General features: G+C 48.6%; 18 protein-coding genes. 15 read left to right on the top strand and 3 right to left on the bottom strand.

Annotated elements, in window-relative coordinates; translation table 11 throughout:
• Window position 1: 1 nt before the first annotated feature.
• Entirely contained in the window at window positions 2-970 is a 969-nt protein-coding gene (gene ygfZ, locus TSUB_RS02940) for a tRNA-modifying protein YgfZ (RefSeq protein WP_087023810.1), read from the bottom strand.
• Between the two features lie 273 nt (window positions 971-1,243).
• Between ygfZ and TSUB_RS02945 the strand changes: the two genes are divergently transcribed.
• Window positions 1,244-1,504, top strand: a complete 261-nt coding sequence (locus TSUB_RS02945; RefSeq protein WP_087023809.1) for an FAD assembly factor SdhE — start codon at window positions 1,244-1,246, stop codon at window positions 1,502-1,504.
• Window positions 1,473-1,901, top strand: coding sequence for a protein YgfX (locus TSUB_RS02950; RefSeq protein WP_159064973.1), 429 nt, complete (start codon window positions 1,473-1,475; stop codon window positions 1,899-1,901). The genes TSUB_RS02945 and TSUB_RS02950 overlap by 32 nt, the downstream gene beginning before the upstream one ends.
• Window positions 1,902-1,912: 11 nt before the next feature.
• Here the strand turns inward: TSUB_RS02950 and nadB are convergent, their stop codons facing one another.
• A complete protein-coding gene (nadB, locus tag TSUB_RS02955) occupies window positions 1,913-3,532 on the bottom strand; it encodes an L-aspartate oxidase (protein ID WP_087023805.1) in 1,620 nt (539 codons plus the stop codon).
• Between the two features lie 446 nt (window positions 3,533-3,978).
• On the opposite strand from nadB, the gene rpoE reads away from it, so the two are divergent.
• The 11 genes from rpoE to acpS all read left to right on the top strand — a co-directional run bounded on the left by rpoE (window position 3,979) and on the right by acpS (window position 13,024).
• The gene (gene rpoE, locus TSUB_RS02960; protein WP_087023804.1) at window positions 3,979-4,560 is read left to right on the top strand and encodes an RNA polymerase sigma factor RpoE; all 582 of its coding nucleotides are present in this window, start codon (window positions 3,979-3,981) and stop codon (window positions 4,558-4,560) included.
• Window positions 4,561-4,625: 65 nt separating this feature from the next.
• Window positions 4,626-5,252, top strand: a complete 627-nt coding sequence (locus tag TSUB_RS02965) for an RseA family anti-sigma factor (protein ID WP_087023941.1) — start codon at window positions 4,626-4,628, stop codon at window positions 5,250-5,252.
• A gap of 5 nt (window positions 5,253-5,257) precedes the next feature.
• The gene (gene rseB, locus TSUB_RS02970; protein WP_414718370.1) at window positions 5,258-6,244 is read left to right on the top strand and encodes a sigma-E factor regulatory protein RseB; all 987 of its coding nucleotides are present in this window, start codon (window positions 5,258-5,260) and stop codon (window positions 6,242-6,244) included.
• 88 nt (window positions 6,245-6,332) lie between these two features.
• A complete protein-coding gene (locus tag TSUB_RS02975; protein ID WP_087023801.1) occupies window positions 6,333-6,830 on the top strand; it encodes a SoxR reducing system RseC family protein in 498 nt (165 codons plus the stop codon).
• 67 nt (window positions 6,831-6,897) lie between these two features.
• Window positions 6,898-8,694, top strand: a complete 1,797-nt coding sequence (lepA, locus tag TSUB_RS02980; protein ID WP_087023799.1) for a translation elongation factor 4 — start codon at window positions 6,898-6,900, stop codon at window positions 8,692-8,694.
• A 13-nt stretch (window positions 8,695-8,707) separates the two neighbouring features.
• Window positions 8,708-9,610 (top strand): signal peptidase I, encoded by a 903-nt coding sequence (gene lepB / locus TSUB_RS02985; RefSeq protein ID WP_087023797.1) that lies wholly within the window; start codon window positions 8,708-8,710, stop codon window positions 9,608-9,610.
• A 10-nt stretch (window positions 9,611-9,620) separates the two neighbouring features.
• A complete protein-coding gene (rnc, locus tag TSUB_RS02990; protein ID WP_087023795.1) occupies window positions 9,621-10,295 on the top strand; it encodes a ribonuclease III in 675 nt (224 codons plus the stop codon).
• Window positions 10,292-11,197, top strand: a complete 906-nt coding sequence (gene era, locus TSUB_RS02995; RefSeq protein WP_087023793.1) for a GTPase Era — start codon at window positions 10,292-10,294, stop codon at window positions 11,195-11,197. The genes rnc and era overlap by 4 nt, the downstream gene beginning before the upstream one ends.
• An 8-nt stretch (window positions 11,198-11,205) precedes the next feature.
• Window positions 11,206-11,916 carry a DNA repair protein RecO gene (gene recO, locus TSUB_RS03000; RefSeq protein WP_087023791.1) on the top strand — a complete coding sequence of 237 codons (711 nt, stop codon included), beginning with the start codon at window positions 11,206-11,208 and terminating at the stop codon, window positions 11,914-11,916.
• On the top strand, window positions 11,913-12,644 hold the full coding sequence (pdxJ, locus tag TSUB_RS03005) for a pyridoxine 5'-phosphate synthase (protein WP_087023789.1): 732 nt from the start codon (window positions 11,913-11,915) through the stop codon (window positions 12,642-12,644). Before recO ends, pdxJ begins: the two co-directional genes overlap by 4 nt.
• Window positions 12,644-13,024: a holo-ACP synthase gene (acpS, locus tag TSUB_RS03010; protein ID WP_087023787.1), complete on the top strand. Its 381-nt coding sequence runs from the start codon at window positions 12,644-12,646 to the stop codon at window positions 13,022-13,024. Before pdxJ ends, acpS begins: the two co-directional genes overlap by 1 nt.
• 55 nt (window positions 13,025-13,079) lie before the next feature.
• On the opposite strand, the gene barA is transcribed toward acpS, so the two are convergent.
• Window positions 13,080-15,857, bottom strand: coding sequence for a two-component sensor histidine kinase BarA (gene barA, locus TSUB_RS03015; RefSeq protein WP_087023785.1), 2,778 nt, complete (start codon window positions 15,855-15,857; stop codon window positions 13,080-13,082).
• 113 nt (window positions 15,858-15,970) lie between these two features.
• Here barA and rlmD point away from each other — a divergent pair, with 113 nt between their 5' ends.
• A complete protein-coding gene (gene rlmD / locus TSUB_RS03020; RefSeq protein WP_087023783.1) occupies window positions 15,971-17,284 on the top strand; it encodes a 23S rRNA (uracil(1939)-C(5))-methyltransferase RlmD in 1,314 nt (437 codons plus the stop codon).
• Between the two features lie 81 nt (window positions 17,285-17,365).
• On the top strand, window positions 17,366-19,582 hold the full coding sequence (relA, locus tag TSUB_RS03025; RefSeq protein ID WP_087023781.1) for a GTP diphosphokinase: 2,217 nt from the start codon (window positions 17,366-17,368) through the stop codon (window positions 19,580-19,582).
• The last annotated feature ends 39 nt before the right edge of the window (window positions 19,583-19,621 follow it).

A 19,621-nucleotide genomic window follows, 5' to 3' on the forward strand; every position in this document is an offset into this window, starting at 1 on the left:
CTTAACTATCATCTTCTAAGGCATAAGGTAATGGTGCAATGGTCCAGAGGTCGTCCGGCTGTTCGCTGAGGCGTAATGCGGTGTCGGCCTCTAGATCGTTAGGTAGCACGACAAGGGCATAGCTATCACCATTATCGAGGCGACAACCTGCAACGATGGTACCGCCTCGGCGCCAGTTTTCACCCACTTGGCGTTCAACATCATCTCCGGCGTTAGGCGCTCTCTTTGCTTTACCTTCAATAATATACATCGCGCGTTTGTTCGCACCACGGTACTTGGCGCGCGCCACCATTTCTTGTCCGGTGTAGCAGCCTTTGGTAAAGCTAATCCCGCCCACTGACTGTAAGTTGAAAGCTTGAGGGATATGTGCACCGTAAGTTTGCGCATCAACACGCGGTGAGGCTGCTTGGATTTCTAAGTAGTCCCAAAGTGATTCTGCGCAAAGGGTGGTACTGGAGTGGGCAACGAGCTTGTCTGCGGTCTCAATAGAGGCGATAAGTACCCAGCGATTGTCGGTACGAAAAGCCACATCATTATTGCGCGTTCTGACATCGCCTTCGCCATCAAAGAGCTCGGCGATGAGGGTATCCGCGTCATCACCGGCTAACCCCAGGATTTGCTGCTCACTGACCGCAAAGTCGATCTTTGAAAAAATCGCGTATTTCTTCAGTTCAGTTAGCTGTTTTTCAGTGACGCTACGACGATGGAGATAGCCATAGCCGCCTTCTAGGGTGCACAGGCGCATGGCGGTGTGCATTTTCCCTTTCGCATCACAATGCGCGGCATAGGTGGGTGAGTCTGCCGGAAGAGAGACAAGATCGCAGGTAAACTGTCCTTGCAAATAGCTACGTGCGTCGGCCCCGATAGCGGTAATGAAGTCCCACTCGCTGAGGTGGAAAAGAGCGACTGCGGGTAAAGGAAGCGCCGCAGGCAAAGATTGAAAACGTTCAGCAGCTGACCAATCTGACATAGTGATTCCAAAAAATGAATAACAGATGCCCCATGGTAAAGGGGATGTTGGCGTTTGTCAGCATACAAAATGAAGGGGTATCTCTACTCGATCGACCTTAAGCGATTTGTGTGTCTATCTATCGCGATAGACCTCACAGAGTATTGATGTGGTTTATGGTCTGGTCAGGTGTGGGCTGTTACACTAGTGGCTCTGTTTTTGACCAGCCTAACATCCATTTTACTCTACCGTTTTAAGTGAATCGGGGTGCGGCTGTTATTAGAAGGAATCGCCATGTTTTCGGCAGAAGAGAAAGCGCGTATTAAGTGGTCTTGCCGTCGCGGTATGCTTGAACTTGATGTAATTGTTATGCCTTTTTTTGAAGAGTGTTTTGAGTCACTGACTGAGAAAGAGCAGCAAGATTTTGTCGCTCTGATGAAGTGCGATGACCCAGATCTCTTTACTTGGATGATGGGACATGGCCGTAGCGATAATCTCGCGCTAGCGGCGATGACAGATAAAATTGTCGCGCATAATCGCAGCAAACTACGCTGATCTTCTCCTTCAGCCCTCTTCTCAAGCGCAGCGAGTGACTCGGTGCGCTTTTTTACTCTCCTTACTTTTTCTTCTTGCGCTTCCTGTCCCTCTATTGGTTAAGGTTATACTTATTGCTTGGTTGTGCCGGGTTTATCCTCAGGCAATCGCTGAGGTGAAAGCTTATCGAGGACGGTTGCAGTTTGAACGCCAAGGCGCTGTCGCATGGCAGGGAGAAGATTACCGTTGGCGAGGGTATGCAGTATTGCTTCCCGGTTTACTGTTGTTTCGCTTGGTGTGCGATAGCGAGCCTTGTTGGTTATGGGTATTTGCCGATAGTTGTCGGCGGGAAGATTTTCATCATTTGAGTTTGATGGCAAAGCACCCCGAGCGCGATAATACCACTCGAGGTGTTTGAGGTGGGATTGCTTAGCAAGGCTTCTTCGGCACTAACACTGTCGGTTGGCTAGTTTCGGTTTTTTCAGGGAAATCGAGGGTGTAGTGAAGGCCTCGGCTCTCTTTCCTATCCAGTGCGCTCAGTACCATGAGTTCTGCCACTTCAACCAAGTTGCGGAGTTCAAGCAAGTTGTTAGATACGCGGAAGTTGCTGTAATACTCATCGATCTCTTGCTTCAACATATTGATGCGGCGGAGTGCCCGCTCTAGTCTGCGGGTTGTGCGCACAATCCCCACGTAGTCCCACATAAATAAACGCAACTCATGCCAGTTGTGTTGAATGACCACCTCTTCATCAGAGCTGGTGACTTGGCTCTCATCCCAGTTTGGTAGCAGTGGTGGCTCTGGGGCATCATGGGCTGTTTTTAAAATGCTCTGAGACGCAGACCACGCGTACACCACACACTCTAATAACGAGTTGGATGCCATGCGGTTTGCACCATGCAGTCCAGTGTAACTCACTTCCCCGATAGCATAGAGACCCGCAAGATCAGTGCGACCTTCGGTGTCTACCATCACACCGCCACAGGTATAGTGCGCTGCGGGAACAATCGGAATGGGCTGTTTGGTGATATCGATATTGAATGTCAGCAACTTCTCGTAAATGGTTGGGAAGTGCTTTTGAATAAATTCTGGGTCTTTGTGGCTGATGTCGAGGTACATGCAATCTGCACCTAACCGCTTCATCTCGTAGTCTATGGCGCGGGCAACGATGTCACGCGGCGCGAGTTCTTTACGCGGGTCGAAGTCTTCCATAAAGCGTGAACCATCAGGGCGACGTAGGTAAGCCCCTTCGCCGCGCAGCGCTTCGGTCAGCAAAAAGTTACGTGCTTCTGGGTGGTAAAGGCAGGTTGGATGGAACTGATTAAACTCCATGTTGGCGACACGGCAGCCTGCGCGCCATGCCATGGCAATACCATCGCCGGATGAGACGTCTGGGTTTGAGGTGTATTGATACACTTTTGAAGCCCCGCCAGTGGCGAGAACGACAAATTTTGCCCGAATGGTCTCGACTTGCTCAATCTCTCGGTTCCAAACATAGGCGCCTAGCACGCGGTTAGCTGCTTGGGTGTGGCCCAGTTTTTGGTGGGTAATCAAATCAAGGGCATTGTGACGCTCAAGAATGTTGATGTTGGGATGCTCAAGTGCATTTTGTTGTAGCGACTTTTGCATCGCCATTCCCGTGGCATCTGCGGCATGCAAGATTCGACGGTGGCTGTGTCCGCCTTCGCGAGTGAGATGGTATTGAGAACGCTCGCCGTTTTCACCTTCGACTTTATCGAAAGGTACGCCGCCATCAATCAACCATTCAACACAGCGCTTGGCATTTTCTGCGATAAAACGTACAACTTTTTCATCACAGAGATGTGCCCCAGCGACCTGGGTATCTTCGACATGAGAGTCAACGCTATCTGCTTCATCAAAAACTGCGGCAATGCCACCTTGAGCGTAAAAGGTTGAGCCTTCTGAATATGGCCCTTTGCTGAGCACGGTTACTTGGCAAGTGTGTGCCAACTGCAATGCTAATGAGAGACCAGCCGCGCCACTGCCGATCACCAACACATCACAGTAATGTTCACGGTTTTGCTTCATGTCGATATCATATCCCTGTGTTAATCTGTACGATAATATCAAAAGACACTGAGACGGGGTTCAAATAGTTTTCTGAACCAAAAATGTTTGCTCAGCGCATAAGATCGTGCCGTCATAGCGACGAACGATAACCCTAAACTGCATCGTAGAGGGGGAAGTATGCGACTTTTTGAGAGTAAAACGAAGGGTTAAGCGTTTTTTTTACGGCTCTTTAACACTCGAGAGCCCCGATTGCTGATAATCTCGGTCTAATTTCATAAAAATTGACGACTTTTTTATCTTTTAGGGAACTCAGGCTTAAGATGCCTGTCCTAAAAGGTGCTTACTGCTCGTAAGTATTCAGATAAGCAATGGTTCCAATGGCTTGGGAGAGGCGGGTAATCTTGCTCTAATGAGTAGTGGTTCTGAGAGCATAAGCGATAATAACAATAGGAGTACCCGCTCGAATGGGCGAGCATTTAACTGACAAAATATTGATAGAGCGCGTCCAGCAAGGGGACAAACAAGCCTTTAACTTGTTGGTACAAAAGTATCAAAACAAAGTGTGTAATTTGGTAGCGCGTTATGTCAGCAACAGTGGTGATGTGCCAGATGTCGCACAAGAAGCCTTCATTAAAGCGTATCGGGCATTACCCGGCTTTAGAGGTGAAAGTGCATTCTATACATGGCTTTACCGCATTGCAGTAAACACAGCGAAAAACTATCTCGTCGCCCAAGGTCGTAGACCACCTGCATCAGATATTGATGCTGAAGAGGCGGAATATTACGAAAATGGTGGTGCGCTAAAAGAAATTTCGAACCCTGAGAACATGATGTTGTCAGATGAAATTAAGCGGGTTGTGTTTAGTACAATAGAAAATTTACCGGATGATTTGAAAACGGCCATTACACTGCGAGAGCTCGACGGCCTGAGCTATGAAGAAATTGCAGAAGTGATGGGATGTCCCGTAGGTACAGTAAGATCGCGTATCTTCCGTGCTCGGGAAGCCGTAGAAAAGCAAATCAAGCCTTTGTTGCATCGTGGATAGATGCACCGAATAACTGGAGCTTTAGTTTCATGTCAAACAGAAACAACATGACAGACGGTAATCAGATGACTGACAACGAGCGATTGTCTGCCTTAATCGATGGTGAGTATCAGGATGACTCACTACTAGACCGTGTGGCAAATGACCCTCAGCAGTCGTCAGTCTGGCAAGACTATCATTTGATCGGGGATGTGATGCGTGGAGATGCTCCTCAAACCACGCAATGGGACATTGCCGCAAATGTTGCCGCAGCTTTAGATGCTGAACCTGCACACCAACCTGCACCAGTGGTACCGATTGAATCGCAACCACAACCGGATGTTGTGCGTCATACTATGCCGAGTTGGTTGCGTAACTTTGGCCAAATTGCGACGGCAGCCTGTGTATCGCTTGCTGTGATTGTCGGTGTGCAGCAGTACAATGGCGGTAGTGAAGACCTTGTTGCAGCACCACCTGCAGCGGTGCCTGTACTTGAAACTGTCCCTTTTACCGGGGCCGCTCAACCAGTGAGCTTGGATACTCGACCACAGTTTGAAACAGTTCAAGCCGCACCGTCAGAAGAGCAGCTTATGGAGCAACGTCGTCGTATTAACGCTATGCTTCAAGACTATGAGTTACAATTGCGCTTAAACGCTGACGATGGCAGCATTGATCGCAGTATAATGGAAGAACAGTTACAGGTTAGCGAGTGATCGGATTGAAACCCGCCATACTTTCAATAGGGTGCCTTTTAGGCACCCTAAGTTTCATCTCCCCCAGCATCGCGTCAGAGATTCCGGCCGTGCCGCCGTCAGCGGAAGCCGTACTCGATGCGATGGAATCTGCTGGCCGCACTGCCAGTTATGAGCTCTCTTACATCGTCATCAAGCAAAATAGTATTGAGCCGATTCGTTTTCGTCGAATGGTTCAGGATGATGACAGTGTGGTTGCTCACCTCACTTACTTGAGTGGCCCTGCGCGTGAAGTGATTCAGCGAGGCGATAGAGTCAGTTATTACGAGCCGGGTATTGAACCTTATACCATCAGCAGCAATAAAATGGTGGCATCATTGCCGCCGGTGATGCTGACGGACATGGATTCACTCTCGAAGAGTTATGATTTTATTCCTATGGGGCGAGCACGTGAAGCCGGGGTGATTTGTAATGTCGTACGTATAGCACCTAAAGATGGCCAGCGTTACTCCTACTTACTATGGGTGGACGAAAATAGTCACTTGGTGATGCGTGCTGATCTCTTGGACCGCGATGGTGAGCCTTTGGAGCAGTATCGCGTTGTTTCTCATACCATGGATCCTAGCCTTGAGCATAAGCTGACTAGTCTGGAAGGGATAAATTACCCACCCGTGGTACCACTTCCGGCGAGAACAAAAGCTGACCTGAATTGGCAGGTACAATGGTTACCGCATGGGTTCGAATCCATTGCAGGTAACCGCCATCGTCTGATAAATTCAGATCGCCCTGTAGAGAGCCAGTTGTATACTGATGGTTTGTTTAGCTTCTCTGTCTATGTCGCAGAAGCAGACAATTTTACGATGCGTGAGCAGCTTGTCCGCCAAGGGCGTCGCACCTTGCACAGCCATGCGATCCAAGGTTTTGAAGTATCGGTGGTGGGAGATATTCCGCCGTCTACCGCTAAGTTGATTGCCGAGTCGGTGAAGTTTACACCCAAGGTCGGTACTCAGTAGCGGGCAATGGCTGAGTAAAGCAGGTGGAAACAATGGGAGCGAAAGGCTCCCATTTTTGTCTTACTCTTTATGTATACGAGAGCGCGCTATGATGACTTCCCTCGCGACCGTGGTCGGTCATGAACCAGATGCTGTGATTGTCAGTTGCCAACAACAGAGTAGTTGTGGTCACTGCAGTAATCGTGACAGCTGCGGGACAGGCATTGTGAGTAAAGTGCTACCCGGAAAACAGCATCAGATCAGAATAGAAACCCCATCACGTCCAGATGTCGGCCATATTGTCGAGATTGGTTTGCCGGAAGAGAGCTTATTGCGATCGGCGTTTATGATTTATTTAGTGCCACTATTAGGACTGATCTTCGGTGCCATTATTGGCCAGTGGTGGTTTGTCGAACTCGCTAACGGTAGCGAGCTAGGCACCATCGCCTCGGCATTTGGATTTGGTGCTTTGAGTTTTGTCATGATAAAAAGGCTGTCACAGAAATATGAGCAAGAAAGTGCATACAAACCACGACTACTTCGCGTCTTTGGTGCCCCGGTATCAGCCAACTTGGTGATAAATGCCACAGATCAAGATAGCGAGTAGCGGGGAAATTGGGTAGAATCCCGCACTTATTGATCCCGATTTAATTAACGAGTTAGTCACGCCATTCATGAAGCACATTCGTAACTTTTCGATTATTGCCCATATCGACCACGGTAAGTCGACCCTTTCAGACCGATTAATTCAGGTGTGTGGAGGTCTTACCGAGCGCGAAATGGCAGCTCAGGTTCTTGATTCAATGGACCTAGAGCGTGAACGCGGTATTACTATTAAGGCTCAGAGCGTGACGCTCAACTACAAAGCCAATGATGGTGAAACCTACCAATTAAACTTTATCGACACCCCAGGGCACGTTGACTTCGCGTATGAAGTTTCTCGTTCTCTTGCTGCCTGTGAAGGCGCGTTATTGGTTGTCGACGCTGGTCAAGGTGTGGAAGCCCAAACGTTGGCTAACTGCTACACCGCGATTGAAATGGATCTTGAGGTAGTGCCAATCTTGAATAAGATTGACTTGCCCGCTGCTGATCCTGAGCGTGTCGCCGAAGAGATTGAAGAGATCGTCGGTATTGACGCGCTGGAAGCTACCCGTTGTTCAGCGAAGACTGGGATTGGTGTTGAAGATGTTCTTGAAAACATCGTCGCAGCCATTCCTGCACCGGAAGGTGACCCTGAAGCGCCATTACAAGCACTTATCATCGACTCATGGTTTGATAACTACTTGGGTGTGGTCTCTTTGGTACGTATCAAAAATGGCGTACTGAAGAAAAATGACAAGATCAAAGTGATGAGTACTGGTCAGATCGTGGGTGTTGACCGCTTGGGTATCTTTACACCGAAGCAAGAAGACACACTCGAGCTGCAAACAGGTGAAGTTGGGTGGGTTGTGTGTGGCCTGAAAGACATCACAGGTGCACCTGTTGGTGATACCATCACCACAGCAAAACACGGTAGTGAAGAGGTCCTTCCAGGTTTCCAAAAAGTAAAGCCTCAGGTCTATGCGGGCCTTTTCCCTGTCTCTTCTGACGACTATGAAGATTTCCGAGATGCGTTGGGCAAATTAAGCCTCAATGATGCATCACTGTTCTATGAGCCAGAAAGCTCTGCGGCGTTGGGCTTTGGTTTCCGTTGTGGCTTCTTGGGTATGCTCCACATGGAGATCATTCAAGAGCGATTGGAGCGCGAGTATAACCTTGATCTGATCACCACTGCGCCTACCGTAGTGTACGAAGTGACGAAGACAGATAGCGAAGTGCTATATGTGGATAGTCCAGCTAAACTACCACCAGTGAATGATATTGAAGCCATTGGTGAGCCGATTGCGCGTTGTAACATCTTAGTGCCAAGTGATTACCTCGGTAATGTGATTACCTTATGTGTCGAAAAGCGTGGTACGCAGATTGATATGGTGTATCACGGTAATCAGGTTGCGTTGACGTACGACATTCCGATGGCCGAAGTAGTACTCGATTTCTTCGACCGTTTGAAATCGACTTCGCGTGGTTATGCATCATTGGATTACAACTTCCACCACTATCAAGAGTCTGACATGGTACGTGTAGATATCTTGCTAAATGGTGAGCGTGTTGATGCGTTGGCAATTATTACGCACAAAGATAACTCACAGAGTCGTGGTCGCCTATTGGTAGAGAAGATGAAAGAGTTCATTCCTCGCCAGATGTTTGATATCGCGATTCAAGCGGCAATTGGTAACCACATTATTGCGCGTTCGACGGTGAAACAGTTACGTAAGAACGTTATCGCTAAGTGTTATGGTGGTGACGTGAGTCGTAAGAAGAAACTGCTACAGAAGCAGAAAGAAGGTAAGAAGCGCATGAAGCAAGTCGGTAACGTTGAGCTACCGCAAGAAGCATTCTTAGCAATTTTGCACGTAGGCAAAGATAAATAATTAGGGATAATGAATGGCTAACATGTTTTCCTTGCTGCTGGTGATCCTGACTCTAGGTACCGGTATCGTATGGGCGCTAGATAAGTACGTCTGGGCGCCGCGTCGCCAGTTAAAAGTTCAGGCTGCCGTGGAAGCAGCAGGCGGAGACGTGGATGCAGAAACCGCAGCGTCAATAGCACCTCAACCCGCATGGGTTGAGAATGCCGCATCGACTTTTCCGGTCATTGCGTTTGTGCTTGTGTTGCGGTCTTTTATTTATGAACCTTTCCAGATTCCATCCGGATCAATGATGCCAACCCTATTGGTTGGCGACTTTATTCTGGTAGAAAAATTCTCTTATGGTCTTCGCGATCCTGTGTTCCGCCACAAGTTCATCGAAACGGGCGAACCAGAACGCGGTGACGTTGCGGTCTTTAAGTATCCACCACAGCCAAACATCGATTACATCAAGCGAGTGATTGGCCTACCTGGGGATACTGTGCAATACAATAGCCGCACTAAACAGCTTTGTGTTCAGCCAAAAGGTGAGAGTCGCTGCGCTGAAATTGTGCAAAGTGATGTGCAAGAGAGTGAATTTTTTGAAGGCTTCACCACATTAATCCAGATTGATGAGCAGCTAACGGATGACTTGAGCCATCAAGTATTGGTTAACCCGAAAAAGCGGGATCGTGAAATGGCTTATCAACCGACACCGGGACGTGGTGTTTGGGTGGTACCAGAGGGGCACTACTTTGTGATGGGAGATAACCGTGACAACAGTGCAGATAGTCGCTACTGGGGCTTTGTGCCTGAAGCGAATCTTGTGGGTAAAGCGGTGGCCATTTGGATCAGTTTTGAGTTTGACCGTGACCCTGAAAGCATAATTAGCTGGGTCCCTACTGGTGTGCGCTTTAGCCGCATCGGTGGCATTGAATAATTGAGAGACAATGATATCTCCTACTGACAGATTAGAGCGTAAGCTCGGGTACACGTTCAATGACGTGGACTTTCTAAATTTGGCGCTGACACATCGCAGCGCCAACAGCCAACATAATGAGCGCTTAGAATTCCTCGGTGACTCTATCCTCAGTTTTGTGATTGCAGACGATTTATATCACCGTTTTCCTAAAGTGGATGAGGGTGATATGAGTCGTATGCGTGCCACTTTGGTTCGAGGGAAGACCCTTGCAGAGTTGGGGCGTGAGTTTGAGCTTGGTGATGTATTGAAACTGGGCCCTGGAGAGTTAAAAAGTGGCGGTTTCCGTCGTGACTCTATTCTTGCTGATGCTGTTGAAGCCATTATTGGTGCCATCTATCTCGATAGTGATTTAGAAACGGTACGTCCAATTGTTCTAAGCTGGTATCAGAGCCGTCTTGAAAGTATTCAACCGGGCGTAGGGCAAAAAGACCCCAAAACGCGCCTGCAAGAGTTGCTACAAGGTAAGCGACTCCCTTTGCCTGTTTACTCAGTGATTCAAGTGAAGGGTGAAGCACATAACCAAGAATTTACGGTACAGTGCGAAGTAACAGGACTGGATAAACCTGTTGTGGGTAAAGGAAGTAGTCGGCGTAAGGCTGAGCAGGCTGCTGCGGAATTGGCGCTAGGACGCCTTGAGTCATGACAGATAAAACACACTGTGGCTTTATTGCCATTGTTGGCCGCCCAAATGTCGGCAAATCAACGCTGCTGAATCGCCTAGTTGGTCAGAAGCTTTCAATTACATCGCGTAAACCACAGACCACTCGTCATCGTATTATGGGTGTTGATACGCGTGACGGCTACCAAGCGGTCTATGTTGATACACCTGGACTTCACATTGAAGAGAAACGCACCATCAACCGTTTGATGAACCGTGCGGCGAGTAGCTCATTGACCGACGTTGAGTTGGTGCTCTTTCTTGTCGACGGTACTGTTTGGACCGAAGATGACGAGATGGTCCTCAACAAGTTGAAAAAGTCGGAACTGCCGACAGTCTTGTTGGTGAATAAAGTCGATAACGTCAAAGAGAAGTACGATCTCTTCCCGCACATTGAAGAAATCTCTAAGAAGATGGATTTCAAAGCGGTGGTGCCGGTTTCCGCGAAGCACGGCTCCGGTGTTGATAGTGTCGAAGAGATTGTGCGTGAGCATTTGCCGGAAGGGGAATACTACTTCCCTGAAGAGTATGTGACTGACCGTTCTCAGCGCTTTATGGCCTCTGAAATTATCCGTGAAAAGCTAATGCGTTTTACGGGTGATGAATTGCCTTACTCAATTACTGTAGAAATTGAGCGCTTTGACTATAACCCTGAAAATGACGGCTTCCACATTAACGGTTTGATTCTGGTTGAGCGTAAAGGTCAGAAGAAAATGGTGATCGGTAAGGCGGGTGAAAAGATTAAAACCATCGGCCGTGAAGCACGGTTGGATATGGAAGATCTGTTTGAACGTAAGGTCTACCTCGAACTTTGGGTGAAAGTGAAATCCGGCTGGGCAGATGACGAACGAGCGCTGCGTAGTCTTGGATATATCGACGACCTATAAACACGTCCATGGAAGGGTTGCAACGCGGATTTGTTCTTCAGGCTAAGCCATACAGTGAAACCAGCTTGATCATTGACCTTTTCAGTGAATCAGTGGGTCGGATTAGCTTGATGGCGAAAGGGGCGCGAGGTAAGCGCTCGGCATTGAAGGGAGCGTTGCAACCTTTTACACCTTTGTTGCTGAAGTGGAGTGGCAAAGGGGCGATGAAGACATTGCGCCATGCTGAGCCGATCAGCTTGGCCATTCCTCTCAGTGGGCCGATGCTCTATTCGGCACTGTATCTCAACGAAATCCTCTCAAGAGTATTAGAAGACAACACCGCTTATCCGCAGCTTTTTCTTGATTACCTCAACGCTTTGAGAGAGTTGGCGCAAACTCAAAATCCCGAGCCCGCATTGCGGCGTTTTGAACTAGCACTGTTGGTACAGCTGGGCTATGGTATTGATTTCTTACACTGTGCGGGCAGTGGTGAAGAAGTGGATGACACCATGACGTACCGCTTTCGAGAGCAGCAAGGATTTATCGCTTCCTTAATGCAAGGCCAGCTCACGTTTACTGGACGGCAGTTAAAAGCCATCGCCGCCAGACAGTTTGAAACACAAGATCAATTACAAGCCGCAAAACGCTTCACTCGGATGGCATTGAAGCCGTATTTGGGGCCAAAACCGTTAAAGAGCCGGGAGCTATTTCTCCCCCGGTCAAGGAGTACCGAAAAATGAATCCAATTCTGCTAGGGGTCAATATCGATCATATCGCGACGTTGCGTAATGCGCGTGGCACTAAGTACCCAGATCCGGTACACGCAGCAGAGGTCGCAGAACGCGCGGGCGCAGATGGTATTACGATTCACTTGCGTGAAGACCGTCGTCATATTACCGATCGCGATGTGCGTATTTTGCGAGAAACCATCCAAACCCGCATGAACCTAGAAATGGCGGTGACGGATGAAATGGTGGCGATTGCGCTTGAAGTTAAACCTGAATTTGTCTGCCTAGTGCCTGAGAAGCGCGAAGAGTTAACCACAGAGGGCGGGCTGGATGTCGTGGGTAATTTGGAGCGCGTGAAAGCCGCAACAGAGAAACTGACGGCTGCCGGTATTGAGGTTTCTCTCTTCATTGACCCAGATCGTGCTCAGATTGATGCCGCGGTAGCATGTGGCGCACCGTACATCGAGCTTCACACGGGTCACTATGCAGAAGCAAGCAGTGAGTCGGAGCAGCAAGATGAGTTGAAGAAGATTTCAGCAGGGGCAACCTACGCCCATGATCAAGGACTCAAGGTGAATGCAGGTCACGGTCTGACCTACCACAATGTGAAGCCGATTGCGGCTTTGCCTGAATTGATCGAGCTTAACATTGGCCACTCTATCATTGGCCGAGCTGCTTTTGATGGCTTAGCAAAAGCCGTCGCGGACATGAAAGTCGAGATGCTGGAAGCGCGTCGTTAATGGCTATTCTCGGCGTTGGTACGGACATTTGTCAGATTGACCGTGTAGAAGGCAGTTTATCGCGATTAGGGGAGGCGTTTGCAAAACGTATTCTTACTGACCAAGAGATGGCTGTTTTCCACCAGCGTACCCATGCCCATCGCTTTCTTGCGAAGCGGTTTGCGGCAAAAGAAGCCGCCGCGAAAGCCCTTGGCACGGGGATAGCCTGTGGCGTGACGTTTCACGATTTTGAAATTAGCAATGACGATAAAGGTAAGCCCTTACTTACTTTGCAAGGTGCGGCGAAAAAGCGCTTTGAGGCGATGGCCGGTCAACATATTCACTTATCGATATCGGATGAAAAGCAATACGCAGTCGCGACAGTGATTTACGAAGCTTAGGCTGGTCTCATGGAACTAAAAAAGGCTGGGGGATCCCAGCCTTTTTTGTAGGTGATTAGCTGGCGACAAGAAACTCTTGCGACGCTTTAACGACGTTATTCATTTCATCAACTAGTTCAAACAGCTCAGGTTCAATATCGCTCAGCGGCGTTTCCTGTTTCAACAAGGTTTCGATGTCGTGGCAGAGCTTCTTGAGCTTAGGGACACCGGAGTACGCGCAGCTACCATGTAGCTTGTGGATTGGTGGCCATAGGTCAACATCTTTACCGTCAAGGGCTTCGTTGACCAAGAGCTCAACTTCAGGCATGTAATCGAGTAGCATTTGCAGCATATCTTGGGCTAAATCTTCTTTACCGGCTGATTGCTGCATCGCTTGTGACCAATTGATACTGCCATTCTCGCTAATCAAGGGCTCGCTGCTGGGTTGCGATGGCGGCTCCTGAAGAGGTTCAGCCTCTGGTGTTGGCGTATTGAGTGCAGAAGTATCAATCCAGCTTGCAAATATCTGTTCTAAAATATGCTCTTCAATCGGTTTGGTGAGGTAGTCATCCATTCCTTCACTGAGTAAGCGCTCACGTTCTCCTGCCATAGCATGCGCTGTGACCGCGACGATGGGGGTCTCGGCATTCAGTGGTGTTTTACGGATCTCTTTACACGCAGTGACCCCATCCATCTCAGGCATTTGAATATCCATGAAGATCAAATCGTATTCGTGCTGTGTGGCATATTCGAGGGCTTGCTTGCCGTTGGTGGCTTTATCGACTTGTTCAACTCGCTCTTTGAGTAGTGCGGTGATCAGCTTTAAGTTTGCTGGGTTGTCATCCACAGCCATGATCCGCAGCGGAGCAATAGGGTTAGGCAGAGATGGAACCACACTTAAGTTACTGGTGCTGATATCCGGATCCATCAGAAGCTCAAATAGCTTACGTGCAGCAACAGGCTTAGGTAAGCAGCCACTAATGCCTCGCGCGAGTAAGTGTTCTGATAACGCGAGCTCGGTGCTAGGGAGCATCGCAAAGACCTGCGGTGCAAACTGTTCAAGTAAGCATATATCTGCTTCAAGCTGGGTAAGATCAGGAATGTTACTCGGGGTTAAATTGTAGATAGCAAAGTCATGCGGCTCGACCTTTTCTGGAATGGTTGAGCGATAAGTGACATGCAAACCACCGCGGATAAGGTTTTGTTGGATTATTGACGCCGCTTGCATGTTCGCTTCAATGAGCAAGACTTTCTTGCCGAGCAGTGAATGGATATCTAGCGGTTGAGATACAGGCAAATCGGTTTTCATCAAGCGCACTGAGAACCAGAATGTTGACCCTTGATGGAGGCGACTAGTAAAACCGACTTCTCCTTCCATTTGGCTAACGAGTTTCTGGGTGATAACCAAGCCAAGGCCCGTACCGCCATAGCGACGCGAAATAGAGGCGTCAGCCTGACTAAATGCCTGAAACAGTTGTGCTTGTTGGCGTTCGGAAATACCAATGCCGGTGTCGCGGACCATAAATTGGAGATCGATGGCGTTATCGCGTTCTGATTTGAGTTCAACAGAGATATCGATGTTACCGCGTTCAGTGAATTTGACTGAGTTACCAATGAGATTGGTTAAAATTTGCTGAATGCGCATTGGGTCGCCGATTAACCCAAAAGGAACACGGTGATCCACTTTTAGCGTAAGTTCTAGCCCTTTCTCATGAGCACTGGGTGCCAACAAACGCATCACTTCGTCGAGAGAGTCATGGAAATCGAACGGAATGTTCTCTAACAGGAGTTTACCGGCTTCAAGCTTCGAGAAGTCGAGAATATCATTAATGATCGTTAAGAGGTTGTTCGCCGACTTTTCAATCGTATGTAGGTAGTCACGTTGGCTGGTGGTGAGTTGTGTCTTCAACATCTGACGCGTAAAGCCAATGACCCCATTGAGTGGCGTGCGGAGCTCATGTGACATGTTTGCCAAGAACTCCGACTTGACGCGTGCCGCTTCCTGCGCGCGCTTTTTAGCGATATCGAGCTCGACATTTTGGATCTCGAGCTGCTCTAAGGTTTCCAGTAGATCCGATGTCGCTTGGTCAATACTCTGCTGCATCTCACCATGGTAGTCAGACAATGAAATCGCCATAGCGTTGATACCATTTTTTAGCGTATCTAGCTCGCCGATCATCCGGCCTTCAATTCGGGTGTCGATATGACCACGACGAATACGATCCACCATGTCCACCATGTCAGTGATGGGACCTGTGACCTCTTTGGTGAGTTTATATGCGAAAATCCCTGAAATGGCTAAGCCTAAGCTCAACACAAGTGCAGCGGTGAACATCTCTTGGTATTGCTGCAGCCTCAGCGCGCTTAAGTCAATTTCAAGCGCGACATAACCGAGTATGCTGTCGTTTTCATCTCCCCGGTTCAGGTTGGTGAAATCATTTTCGACAATAATAGGGGTTTTAAAGACTAAAGCATTGTCATGCCACTTGAGTCGGGTGTTCGTGGGGAAAGGCTCATCAGCCGGGAACATGAGATATTCAAAATTGCGATGGAAGTTGGAGGTGACGAACAGTTCATTGTTCTTATCAAACACCGCAATGGTACGAATGATGTCGGAGTGCTTGCGGTGCGCATAGTTAATCATATACCGCACCGACTCGCGGTTGTTAGTGCTCATCCCATTGCCTGTCGCAATCGCTAAAGGCTCTATAATATTGTTACCCGTGACTGAGAGTTGTGTCTCGAGGTCCTGATAGCGGTTGATGGTGAAGAAACCACTAAGCAGTAAGCCGATAATCAGGGTGGGGGCTAATGTCAGGGTAAAGACCCGAGCCCGAAGTCCGTATTTGGTCATGCGTCGTTAAATTGCAATAATTGCTGTCTATGGGAGAATTGGCGCTATTAGCTTAATTTAACCGAGGCTAATGAACAATCTATCTCCGCTTAACAAAGCAAATGAAGGTCACAATGGCGCAGTTTTTTAAGCCGCAACGACGTAAAGTTGCCGATACCAAACATAAATCACTTCTCGTTACGCGTTTGGATGCGCACGGAGCCGGGGTAGGAAACCTCGACGGTAAAACCGTTTTTGTTGATGGGGTGCTGCCAGGAGAAGAGGCACTAATCCAATTTACCGAGCAGAAACGAAATTATGCTAAAGCAAAGCTGATCAAACTTTTAAAAACCACAGCTGAGCGTCTCCCCCCGTTTTGTCAACACTATCAACGGTGTGGAGGATGTAACTTACAGCATCTGGCGCATCAAGCGCAGGTAGGGTTAAAAAGTGCCGCGGTTGAGCGTTTGTTTCAGCCATATCTCGAAATCGCTGAACGTGTTGAGCCCATCATTGGTGACAGCTTAGGATATCGACGTAGTGCTCGGTTGAGTCTTTGGCTTGATAAGCAAAATCAGTTGCAAGTCGGGTTTCGCGAAAAAGGCAGTAAAGCGATCGTCGATGTCGTTGCCTGTGAGGTGCTTTCGCCCAAGCTAATGGCATTGCTCCCTGAGTTAAAAAAATGCGTTATGCGTTTCAAGCAGCCACGTGCGTTGGGGCATATCGAGTTGATTGATGCGGATAACGGTATTGTTGTCATGCTACGGCATACTGCAGCACTAAAACCGCAACACCTTAATACATTGCAACAGTTTGCGGAGCAAAATGAGGTGATGTTGTTCCACTCTGCTGATGGCAAGGTAACGACCCAACTGTGTGGTCCTGCTCCCTACTATGAAATTGAACAATGTAAGGTGTTTTTCCAGCCAGGAGATTTCATTCAGGTAAACCGCGCTGTCAATGTCGATATGGTTAGACAGGCGCTGGATTGGTTGGAGCTAGATAGCCAAGAGCGTGTTCTCGATCTCTTCTGTGGGTTGGGTAATTTCTCATTGCCATTGGCTACCCGTGTCGCTGAGGTTGTCGGTGTGGAGGGCGTGGATGAGATGGTGATGCGTGCTGCGCAGAATGCGAAAGCGAATGGATTAAGTAATGCGCGATTTTATCAAGCGAATTTGGATGAGGATTTCAGTACCCAAGTTTGGGCCGCAGAGCCTTTTGATAAAGTGCTGCTGGACCCAGCTCGTGCGGGCGCAGCGGGTGTGATGGAACATGTGGTGAACTTGGCAGCCAAGAAAGTGGTCTATGTATCTTGCAACCCGGCGACCCTCGCGCGGGACAGTGAGATCTTACTGAAAAACGGTTATCAGTTAACCAAACTCGGTACTATGGATATGTTTCCACACACTGGACATACAGAGTCCATGGCGTTATTCACTAAGTTATGAGATAAAGGCAACTTAATTAACTCGTGACTGCAACAACTTGGCCAAAAGGCCAGTAAGTTATAGCGATAATGGGAAGGGATAATGGTCGCGATACGCGGTGCACATTTAACGGAAAATCGCGCATTTGAGTTGGCGCAATGGGCTGAGAGTCTGCAACAAGATAAGCAGACCAAGAAAAGAATTATTGCCACTTACCAGCTGTGTGAGCAGCAGGTAGAGGGGTCTGACTATGCGCCATTAGTTTTATGGCGTGGTCGAGAAATGGTTGAGATTCTGGTGACCTTGAATATGGACGCCAGCACGTTGATCTCAGCCTTGTTATTCCCGATTGTAGAGATGGGCCTCTATAGTCACGAAGCCCTGCATGATAACCACTCCAAGGTTATCGTTGAGATGGTCGAAGGCGTGGAGCAGATGGCGGCAATTGGCCATCTAAGTGCCGCGACAGGCGATACGGCGACCTCATTGCAAGTCGATAATATTCGTCGCATGCTGCTTTCAATGGTGGAAGATTTCCGCTGTGTGGTTATCAAGCTCGCAGAGCGTATTTGCCATCTACGCGAAGTGAAAGATGAGCCCGATGCTATTCGCCGTAATGTGGCAAAAGAGTGTGCGAACATCTACGCGCCTCTCGCCAACCGGTTAGGTATTGGTCAGCTCAAATGGGAAATTGAAGATTACGCGTTCCGCTACCAACACCCCGATATTTACAAACAAATAGCCAAGCAACTGTCTGAGCGCCGTATTGATCGCGAGCAGTATATTGAAGAGTTTGTGAGCGATCTTGCCGTATCCATGAAACAGTCCAATATTGGTGCGGAAGTGCAAGGGCGGCCGAAGCACATATACAGTATTTGGCGCAAGATGAAGAAAAAGAACCTTGCGTTTGATGAGCTGTTTGATGTGCGAGCGGTGCGTATTGTTGCGGATGAGATTCAAGATTGCTACGCCGCATTAGGCATAGTGCACACCAAGTATCGTCATCTTCCCAAAGAGTTTGATGATTATGTTGCTAACCCAAAGCCAAACGGATACCAGTCTATCCACACAGTGGTTTTGGGGCCGAATGGTAAAACGGTCGAGATTCAGATTCGCACCAAGGCAATGCATGAAGAGTCAGAGCTTGGCGTCGCTGCGCACTGGAAGTACAAAGAAGGGGGTAGCGGTAAAGGTTCAGCCTACGACGAAAAGATCACTTGGTTACGTAAGCTACTAGCGTGGCAAGAAGAGATGTCTGATTCTGGTGATATGCTTGAAGAGCTTCGGAGTCAGGTGTTTGATGATCGCGTCTATGCCTTTACACCAAAGGGGGATGTTGTCGATCTACCCGCCGATGCCACACCACTCGATTTTGCCTATCACATTCACTCTGAAGTGGGTCACCGTTGCATTGGCGCAAAAGTTGAGGGCCGTATTGTCCCGTTCACTTATAAGCTGCAAATGGGCGATCAAGTTGAAATCATCACTCAGAAAGAGCCGAACCCCTCTCGCGATTGGCTGAATCCAAGTTTAGGGTTTGTGACCTCCAGTCGAGCGCGTGCCAAAGTACACGCTTGGTTCCGTAAGCAAGATCGCGATAAGAACATCGCCGCGGGGAAAGAGATCCTTGACATTGAGCTAGTTAAAATCAATGCCACATTAAAAGACGCAGAAGAGTATGCGTTAAAACGCTTCAATGTGAACAGCACTGATGAACTGTTTGCTGGCTTAGGAAGTGGCGATCTACGCATCAATCAGGTTGTTAATCATATCAATGCCTTGGTTAATAAGCCGACGGCAGAGGAAGAAGATCAGCAACTGCTCGAAAAACTCACTGAAAGTGGCACTACGACCTCGACCCAAAAGCCGAGTCGAGATGCCATTGTGGTGGAGGGTGTCGATAACTTAATGACACATCTCGCACGTTGTTGTCAGCCGATACCCGGTGATGATATTTGTGGTTTTGTCACCCAAGGGCGCGGTATCTCTGTGCACCGAAGCGATTGTGAACAACTCGAAGAGCTACGCATCCACGCCCCTGAGCGCATTATTGACGTGGTCTGGGGTAACTTCAGCGGCCGATATAAGATCACCGTACGTGTGCTAGCGAATGAACGCAGTGGTCTGTTAAAAGATCTGACAACCACACTCGCCAACGAAAAGATCACGGTCAGTGGTATGAAGAGCCGCTTCGATAACAAGAAGCAGTTGGCCGTGATGGACTTTGAGATTGAGCTCGAAGACTTAGACACCCTTGGTCGTGTGTTGAAGCGTATTGAGTCATTGCGCGATGTTGCTCAAGCGCGCAGGTTACATTAAAGGGGCAATTGAGTTCGTTACTGCGTAGTAAAATAGTAG

The sequence above is a fragment of the Thaumasiovibrio subtropicus genome (assembly GCF_019703835.1).
GTDB classification, from domain to species: Bacteria; Pseudomonadota; Gammaproteobacteria; order Enterobacterales; family Vibrionaceae; genus Thaumasiovibrio; species Thaumasiovibrio subtropicus.